The 8619-nt window shown below is 48.9% G+C and carries 8 protein-coding genes and 1 pseudogene; 4 read left to right on the forward strand and 5 right to left on the reverse strand.

The window, feature by feature from the left end; genetic code table 11:
- The first annotated feature begins 526 nt into the window (after positions 1–526).
- A complete protein-coding gene (locus AC2VE5_RS22540; RefSeq protein ID WP_486889914.1) occupies positions 527–2506 on the forward strand; it encodes an ABC transporter substrate-binding protein in 1980 nt (659 codons plus the stop codon).
- A gap of 336 nt (positions 2507–2842) precedes the next feature.
- On the opposite strand, the gene AC2VE5_RS22545 is transcribed toward AC2VE5_RS22540, so the two are convergent.
- Positions 2843–3064 (reverse strand): hypothetical protein, encoded by a 222-nt coding sequence (locus tag AC2VE5_RS22545; RefSeq protein ID WP_486889915.1) that lies wholly within the window; start codon positions 3062–3064, stop codon positions 2843–2845.
- Positions 3065–3529: 465 nt separating this feature from the next.
- Between AC2VE5_RS22545 and AC2VE5_RS22550 the strand changes: the two genes are divergently transcribed.
- Positions 3530–5503, forward strand: a complete 1974-nt coding sequence (locus AC2VE5_RS22550) for a hypothetical protein (RefSeq protein WP_486889916.1) — start codon at positions 3530–3532, stop codon at positions 5501–5503.
- Positions 5504–5624: 121 nt separating this feature from the next.
- The gene (locus tag AC2VE5_RS22555) at positions 5625–6974 is read left to right on the forward strand and encodes a sulfatase family protein (RefSeq protein ID WP_486889917.1); all 1350 of its coding nucleotides are present in this window, start codon (positions 5625–5627) and stop codon (positions 6972–6974) included.
- Between the two features lie 198 nt (positions 6975–7172).
- Here the strand turns inward: AC2VE5_RS22555 and AC2VE5_RS22560 are convergent, their stop codons facing one another.
- From AC2VE5_RS22560 to AC2VE5_RS22575, 4 genes and pseudogenes are all read right to left on the reverse strand, one after another.
- On the reverse strand, positions 7173–7400 hold the full coding sequence (locus tag AC2VE5_RS22560) for a hypothetical protein (RefSeq protein WP_486889918.1): 228 nt from the start codon (positions 7398–7400) through the stop codon (positions 7173–7175).
- Between the two features lie 14 nt (positions 7401–7414).
- Positions 7415–7558 carry a tyrosine-type recombinase/integrase gene (locus AC2VE5_RS22565; protein ID WP_486889921.1) on the reverse strand — a complete coding sequence of 48 codons (144 nt, stop codon included), beginning with the start codon at positions 7556–7558 and terminating at the stop codon, positions 7415–7417.
- Complete coding sequence (locus AC2VE5_RS22570; RefSeq protein ID WP_486889919.1) at positions 7492–7932, reverse strand: tyrosine-type recombinase/integrase; 441 nt, start codon at positions 7930–7932, stop codon at positions 7492–7494. The genes AC2VE5_RS22565 and AC2VE5_RS22570 overlap by 67 nt, the downstream gene beginning before the upstream one ends.
- A 176-nt stretch (positions 7933–8108) precedes the next feature.
- Positions 8109–8261: pseudogene (locus tag AC2VE5_RS22575) on the reverse strand (hypothetical protein); the annotation flags it as partial.
- A gap of 52 nt (positions 8262–8313) precedes the next feature.
- Here AC2VE5_RS22575 and AC2VE5_RS22580 point away from each other — a divergent pair.
- The coding region (locus AC2VE5_RS22580) for an IS6 family transposase (protein WP_486889920.1) at positions 8314–8619 on the forward strand (306 nt) is incomplete at its 3' end.

The following is an 8619-nucleotide window of genomic DNA, read 5'->3' on the forward strand; positions in this document are numbered from 1 at the left end:
CGAACTGGGCATCGAAGACGCTGGCTACTGTGTCGGTCAGGGCCTTGAAGCTCAAAGGGCTGCTCATCCCTCTTTTCTACCGCATCCGCGGCTCGCCAACCTGACACCGCTGTGCTTCTCAGGTATCATTCACTTCGAATTGCTGCATTCGCCAGCAGCATCTTGACAGAGGGGTCCACTTCATGTTAAGCTCTAGATGTTGCTGTAATTTTTTTGGTTTGGTATTGTTATCGCTAACGATACCGCTCACATCCTAAGAGCGTAATGTTACCGCAAATCGCGGTTAATGCTTATTTAAAAGTGTGATTGGAGGAGGTAATCGTAGTTGATGTAGGAAGAGGTAGGAGAACTTGTGCATTTGTATTAGTGTTTGTGGTTGTACTAGGTGGAACTTTTGCATGAATACATAATTAGTATAACTTTATGTTACTGCCGACTTGGCATTCACAATAACAAACCATAAGTTTGCGGAAGTTATAAATATACTAAATATGCTAGTGATTTTCATTACTGCTGGAGGTTAGAGATGCCCACAACAGCGCAACAAGGCAACGAGAAGAAACTGGCTGCTCGTATATACCTACACCTACCTTTTTTTCTGTTAGTTATCGGAGCTATTGCAATTTTAAGTTCTCAGTTGAGAGCACAAGGTATCGAGTATCACGAAGCACCACAGCTTACTGCACTTGTAGAAGCGGGTGAACTACCAACTGTAGAAGAGAGATTACCTATAAACCCTATGGTGGTTCCGGTTACTGAGCGAATCGGTGATTATGGAGGTACTTGGAGTTCTGCATTACTTGGTGGAGGAGATGAATCATGGTTGAGACGCACCATTGGGTATAACAATTTGGTGCGGTGGAATCCGGAATGGACTGAAACAATTCCCAATATTGTTGAGTCGGTTGCGGTTTCTGAGGATGCGACAGAATTCACGTTTATTTTACGTGAGGGAATGAAATGGTCAGATGGATTTCCTTTCACGGCCGATGACATTACATTTTGGTATGAGGATATTTTTTTGAACGAGGAGCTTACTGTAGCTAAACCCGCATGGCTAATTGCTGACGGCGAACCTGTAGTAGTTACAAAGCTTGATTCTCATACGGTGAAGTTTACATTTGCCTCCCCGCAAGGGTTTTTCCTGGCAAGATTAGCAACCAGCGACGGGTCCGAAATAACCTATTACCCCCGCCACTATCTCGAGCAATTCCACCACAAATATAATTCAGATGGTATTGATGCTTTAAGCAACGAAGCAAATGCGAGTGATTGGGTTGAACTTTTCAGGTTAAAAGCTGGCAGCCCACAAGACACTTCTCGCTGGCAAGTCACAGAGTTACCGACCTTACAAGCTTGGAAGCTAACGACTGCCTATGGAACAGGCAACCAAGTGGTCGCTGAGCGTAATCCCTACTTTTTCAAAGTGGATACAGAGGGGAACCAGCTCCCGTACTTGGATCGCGTTGTGTTTGATGTTGTGGAGGAAGAAGAGGTATTTTTGCTAAAAGCAATGAATGGTGAAATAGATATGATCAACCGCCACATCAATACATTTACCAATAAATCCATTCTCAGTGATAACATGAGTCGAGGAGGTTTCCATTTCTTTGAGACTGTACCGGCGACCATGAACACTATGGTCATATTTCCAAATCATACACACAAAGACCCCATAAAGCGCCAGATACTTCAAAACAAAGACTTTCGCATTGGCCTGTCATATGCTATAAACCGTCAGGAAATAATTGACCTTGTTTATGTAGGTCAAGGAGAGCCCTACCAAGCCGCCCCTCGCCCCGAATCTGAATTTTTTGATGAGCAATTTGCTAAACAATACACCGAATATGACGTGACTTTAGCAAATGAACATCTAGATCTAGCTGGTTATAGAACGCGAGATGCACAGGGTTTTCGACTAGGACCCGACGACAGACGAATTTCTTTGGTAGTCGAGGTTGATGGTAATGCACCCGAATGGGTTGATGCTCTTCAACTAATCCAAACGTATTGGCGTGAGGTTGGTATTGATATGGAAGTAAGGGCGATAGATCGCTCACTTCTTTACTCTAGGCTCCGAGCGAATGAGCAGGATATGGTTGTTTGGGGAGGCGATGGTGGATTAAGCTATGATCTGCTTTTGGGTCCAGTGAATTTCTTCCCCGTTGAGGTGGACTGGTCGAAGTTTGCCCCTGGTTGGGCAATGTGGTATCAAGGAGATTCCCGTGGTGAGGAACCACCAGAATTAATTCAAGAACAACTTGAACTCTACGACCAAGTTCAGGAATCTGTTGATCCGACGGTTCAGTATACCTTAATGCAACAAGCACTTGAAATTACAAAAGATCAATTCTACACAATTGGAATTAGTCTAACCACAGCCGGTTATGGAATTGTCAAGGACAATTTCCGTAACGTCCCTGACTCAATGCCTCAAGCGGGACGATATGCAACCCCTGGACCTACTAACCCTGAGCAGTACTTCATTGATTCCGGAAGCAACTAACATTACACTGAGACTTTTACAGAGCCTGATTGGAAGATTTCTATGAACGAAACGATTGCGCCAATACCATATATAGGAACGGATATAATCGCTGCTGATGTTGCGGATGCAGGAGGCGGACTACCACAAGCTATCTACCTCACTTTCAGACGCAAAAGCAACATGAGAGAAGTTGTGGTTCCCAAGGATGAATATATCAGTGAGAGCCGATGAGCGAGGCTAAGAACAAGTCAGTAGAGGCGATAATAATGCATGAGCATAGCAGTAACAAGGCCGAACGAAATCCGCGCCATGAAATACTTTGACAGCGAAGGTACTTAGGGTGACTATATGGTGCTAGAGCATCGGTGCTTGAGCATCACGCTGAGGAAGTAAGTAAGGATCTGGGCCAGAATGAAATAAGAGCTTACTGATTCCGATCTTTGACTCTGCCAAGAGCATTACTAGCAAGTCGAGTCGCTGACACTGGAGCCGAGCAGAGTCTACACAGTGTATGTCGAGCAGTTGGACTTCCCTCTGTCGCTTGTCAAGCAAGTCTTCACAAATGAGGATGGTCATGAGTGCGTTCTGGATCTGGTGACAAACGACCCGACGCTGGATTATACTACTATCATCTTTGGTTCCCAAGGGCATCTAGCATCTGTCAAAGACGGTGGAGCGTGGAAACTCATCGTGAGTTGATCAAGGGTAATGCCTCGTTAATGAAGTCGCATGCCGAGACCAAACGCACACAGAAGAACCACATATTTGCTGCTGTGTACGCTTTTGTAAAGCTTGAGCTGTTGGGTGCCATGGCCAAGCTCAACCATGTCACAATACGAGGCTTTATCTTAAAGCGCTTCAAGCATCAGCCGAAGAACTCAAACGGTTACATGCCGGGTTGGAACTTTGTAAGGTGAGTGAAGTGAAGGTACTAGGAAGGGTGTAAAAGATGCGACTTGTCACACGTTTATAAATTAACTCAAGTCTAGAGTTAGCACGTTATCTGTACTTTATTGGCTGAATAGACCATAAAGGAGCGTTATGAAGTCAAGAACTCAGGTTTTATTTACAGAGGACTTTTCTGCACTGCCCATCGGAGTGGTTGCTGGAGATTACTCACCCGCCGGGGAGTACCATGTTATCCCTAAATTAAGCGAGTCAGGCCGCTGGCGAGAAACTGTAATTCACTATAGTTATGGTGACCGAGGAAATTGGCAGGTGGTTCTCGAACCAAATGGTATACGCGCACTTGAGCAAACGATTATCGCACCACGCTGGGAGCCAATGATGGCTGCTGGGGAACCGTTCTGGCTGGACACTACAGTCGAACTCAGTTTACGGCCACTCACCAAAGATGGATGGCGTGCGGTTATCTTTCGTTACCGGCACGCTCGTCGTTTCTATGCAGTTACATTTGTGGATGATCGGCTTCAAGTCATTCGCCGGGATAACGATATTGATACTGTTTTAGGTGACACTACCTACGCACTCGACCCCAGCCGCTACACACGCGTTCGGGTTACATGCCATGGCGAAAGGATGTGGGTAAGCCTTGATGGCACTGAGGTTCTTACCTGCACAGACAGTTCAACAGACGCTTTTCTGGAAGGATGTATCGCTGTTGCCGCAACTTATCCAACGCGCTTCTGTAATGTACAGGTTACAGCGGCCCCTGAAAGAACCAAGGTATTAGTCAATCAGCGAAGAGCAACAGCTAAGTTACGTGAGCGGCATCCCCGACCTGTTTTGTGGAAAAAAATCCCTACGCCAAAATGGGGTGCGGACCGTAACTTGCGTATTGGAGACATTAATGGCGATGGGAAGCCAGAACTTGTGCTAGCACAACAGACAGATCGCTTGGGCGCAGGTAATTTTTCATCAATTACAAGTCTAGCTGCTTATGATTTGAATGGAATATGCCTGTGGACGCTTGGCGAGCCGAATCCAAAAAGGTGGCACGCCACCTTCGATCTTCCTTTTCAACTCCACGATATTGACGGTGACGGTCGAGCAGAAATTATTTTCTGCCAGGACTTCGAATTGTTTATTGCCGATGGAACTACGGGGCATATTAGACACAGCATGCCACTTCCCTACCCCCTTGAACAAGACCGTCATCAACTATACCGAATCCTCGGTGACGCAATATTCTTCTGTGACCTTACTGGGAGTGGTCGACCGGATGCAATGGTGCTTAAGGACCGATACCGCAATGCCTGGGCTTATGACAAAAACTTAAAGCCGTTATGGTCGTTCTCCGGTAAGTTGGGGCATTATCCATTTGCGCGCGATATTGACAGTGATGGTAAGGATGAGCTTATTATCGGCTATCACTTTCTAGATCATGATGGTACCGTGAAATGGACTGCTAACTATACAGATCACGCTGATAATGTCACCATTGTTGACTTTTCCAAAAGGAGCGGCACCATATCGCAATCGCAAAACTCATTTAAGGTGCTTATTGCTGGTAGTGATGCAGGTTTTTACATTCTGGACTTAGCTGGACGTGAACAAACCCACTATCCGATTGGTCACGCACAAAGTATGTGCGTCGCTAATATTCTGCCTGAACGTGATGGGCTCGAAATTGCGGTAAACACCTTCTGGGGACCATGTGGAATTGTAGCAGTGTTCGATGAGGAGGGGAGGCTCCTACATGACTTTGAGCCAATGCCCTATGCGTGCTTATTACAACCTGTTAATTGGGTACCGCTTGGTATCGGCGCGCTCCCAGCGGATTTGCTGCTCCTCTCAACACATATTGTGCAGGGCGGGTTGATTGACGGGTACGGTCGCAGAGCCGTAATGTTTCCTGACGACGGTCATCCTACGCTGTGTTCAGATGCTCGGGACTTGGATGGCGACGGGATTGACGAGGTGTTGACTTGGAATGAAGAGGAAATCTGGATCTACAAGGCTAATGTTGACGGGCGAAATCCTAGCAATTATCCACGCCGCAACCCTTGGTACAACGACTCAAACTATCGCGCGCAGCTTTCCTTGCCTCGGTAGAAGAAGTTGTTATAGTGTCAGCATCCTGAACAACATAGGATCGTACCTTGCCAGGTATAGGTGTTCCAGCTTGTTGGAGACACGAAGTCCCGAGGTCTTCTGGAACTAGAGAAAGGCTATTATGCCACAGCGAAAGAATGTGATGCTGCTTATAGCAGATGACTGGAGCCCAATTGCAGGTTGTTACGGACACCCAGTCATTCAAACACCGGTTGTGGACGCACTTGCCAAAAAGGGCGTAGTATTTGAGCACGCTTACTGTACAACTCCCTCATGCGCCGCGAGCCGTGCAACCTTGCTCACCGGCCTACATAGTCATACACACGGGCAGTACGGCCACACGCACCATCGCCACTCTTTTCGGACACTTCCAAATACGCCGACACTGCCTGAACTGCTGCACAGGAGTGGGGTGTTTACAGGCATTATTGGTAAACAGCATACGTTGCCAAAAGACCTCTATCCATGGAACTTCAACCAGGGTGACACCAATCCACATGCGGTGAACCACAGCAACTCAAATGAAATAAAGTGGGCAGCTGAATCATTTTTTAAAGCGAGTGCTGGACAACCCTTCTACCTGCACATTGGTTTCTCAACTCCTCATCGTCAAGGCAACGGTTTTGGCAACGAAACGGAAGCGTTATCAAGCGTTTCGGAAGTCTACTACCAGCCTCAGGACGTTCTTGTGCCAGGATTCTTGCCTGACACGCCGGAAGTGCGGGAGGACTTGGCTAACTACTATACTGCCATTTCTCGCATGGACGCGACTATCGGCAGAGCCCTCGAGAGCCTCCTTGAGTCCGGTCTCGCTGCCGAAACTTTCATCATTATCATGAGCGACCACGGCATGCCCTTTCCAGGAGCAAAAGCCTCTTCATTCGACTCTGGTCATCACTGTCCGCTTATCATCGTTGACCCGGAGGCGCGCAGTACAGGTATAAGAAACTGCGCATTGTTAAACTGGACCGACCTTATGCCCACCCTTTTAGAGCTTTTTGGTATTACACCCCCCGAAAATTTACACGGGCGCTCCTTTCTCAGCGTGCTCGAGGAAGAGAAGCCGGAAGGATGGGATGAAACAACTTTTTCCCACAACTTTCACGGTGTGACGGAGTGTTATCCTTATCGCGCCATCCGCGGACGGCGCTACAAGTATGTGCTCAATCTTTTCCCTGAACTCACCTTACCGCTACCAACCGACCTCTTTGCCTCACGCACGTGGCGTGCTGTCGAGCAGAGACACCTCGATCTTGGCGCGCGACGTACCGCCGATGTGCTTCATCAAGCAGGTGAAAAATTTTACGACTTGGAGGCCGACCCACTCGAGACGACCAATCTTATCGATAAGCTAGAATTGGAGCAAGTTGTGACAAGTTACCGCGAGAAGATGCGACATTTCCGCAACATTACGGATGATTTCTGGCTCCTAGCCACCGAACAGGCTCACCTGCGTGAATGGCCCTCGTAGAAAAGTCAGGTTCTAGCAGAACTCATATGGAGGCATCTTAGGGTAGCAGATGCCCTATTCCACTGTTTTCATAACCAGACGACAGAGGTGAATAGGCCTACCAAGCTTGGCTAAAAATGCCTTGAATGCCCTGCCACAACCCACATTGGGGTAGTACACCGATCGGAGACAAAACTAACGCTAAGCTCTGAGTAGCGGCTAATAATCGTTTTCTTCCCGCCACTGAGCGACGAACGCTTCGGCTGCAGCTTTAGCTGAAGCCACCGTGTCGTAGTTTTCCTTTCCCTCCCAAAGCAGGCCGCCTATATCAAGGACGCGGATCATTGAGCGGCTAAAGTCGTCTCGTCCTAGTTCAATCCAACCGCCCCCATCCGCCCACCAGGTAATGTTGGGATAGAGATCGTCAAACGCCTTATCCTTATCCATATGACCCAACGTACCTAGTCTTTCCAGAAGCCTTGGAAGCGTGCTGGGGTCAGCTCGGTGTAGCGAACCGTGTGCTGGATATTCTTATGCCCTAGATAGTGCTGGATGGCTCTGGTGTCGTGCCCGTCGTTGGCGATCCTTGGAAACCAAGGACGCAGGCATGTCTGAGCATGTGGGGATGAACGGGGAAGCTGATGCTCGACGCTTCGCCGATCCGCGAGAGCGTCTTGCGGAAGCCCACCGAACTCACCGGCCCGCCTCGCTCAGTGACGAACAGGTAAGGCGAGGTCTCGCTCTCCTTCTGGAGCTTGCGGAGCGCCCTAAGTTCCGGCCCCTTCAGCGGGTGGACGCTGTCGATACCGTTTTTAATCCTACGGACGTGCAGCAAGCCCTGTTTCAGGTCCAACTGGTCCCATCGCAAGGCGCACAGCTCGGCCACCCTGAGCCCGTGGCGATAGGCGAGTAAAATCATCGTGGTGTCCCGGTGCCCGTAACGCCCGCGCTTCTTGGCGACCTTGATAAGTTCGCTCACCTCGCCCTCGCTGAGGTACTCCCTGGGCCTCACGTCACCGTTCTTTAGACGAGACGGTGGCACTGTCCCGTTTACAGTGTTTGGCATCGCCTCCACTATAGTCTCTTAAGCCCATTCCTATCAAATCTTTAGGGGCTTACTGTCTCATTTATGACCTGATATTGTTGGCGAATTCTCTAGGCCCTGAGCGCTGCGAAACGAGATGTAGGTGTTTTTGCCTGTGGCACGCCCTCAAACCAAGCCGCTAGCCGAACTAGATTTATAGCTGAAGCCTTTGCCACATGCTGCAAGTGGGTTTTAGCAAGGCCTCGGTAGCGCGTTCGCCGCAAGGCATTGTCAGGTTAACTGCCGCAAAGCAGCAACGTGTTAGGCTGCCCAACCATGAGCGCTGCCAACCTGTACAAACGCCACCGTTTCCCAGCTGAGATTATAAGTCATTGCGTCTGGCTCTACTTCCGCTTCTCCCTGTCTTACAGAGATGTTGAGGAGATGATGCTCGAGCGGGGCGTGCAGCTCAGCTATGAGACGGTGCGGAGTTGGTGCACGAAGTTCGGCCAGGGCTATGCCAACAAGCTGAAGCGCCGTCGCCCACAGCCAGGAGACAAGTGGCATCTCGACGAGGTGTTTTTAGCCATCAATGGCAAGCGCTCTTACCTATGGCGGGCAGTAGACCAGGAGGGGAATGTG

Source organism: Aliterella sp. E5.1 (assembly GCF_057473825.1).

What these genes read in the sequence shown, in the direction of transcription:
- AC2VE5_RS22540 (WP_486889914.1), top strand. Translation starts at nt 527, where the DNA reads ATGCCCACAACAGCGCAACAAGGCAACGAGAAGAAACTGGCTGCTCGT.
- AC2VE5_RS22545 (WP_486889915.1), bottom strand. Translation starts at nt 3,064, where the DNA reads ATGACCATCCTCATTTGTGAAGACTTGCTTGACAAGCGACAGAGGGAA.
- AC2VE5_RS22550 (WP_486889916.1), top strand. Translation starts at nt 3,530, where the DNA reads ATGAAGTCAAGAACTCAGGTTTTATTTACAGAGGACTTTTCTGCACTG.
- AC2VE5_RS22555 (WP_486889917.1), top strand. Translation starts at nt 5,625, where the DNA reads ATGCCACAGCGAAAGAATGTGATGCTGCTTATAGCAGATGACTGGAGC.
- AC2VE5_RS22560 (WP_486889918.1), bottom strand. Translation starts at nt 7,400, where the DNA reads ATGGATAAGGATAAGGCGTTTGACGATCTCTATCCCAACATTACCTGG.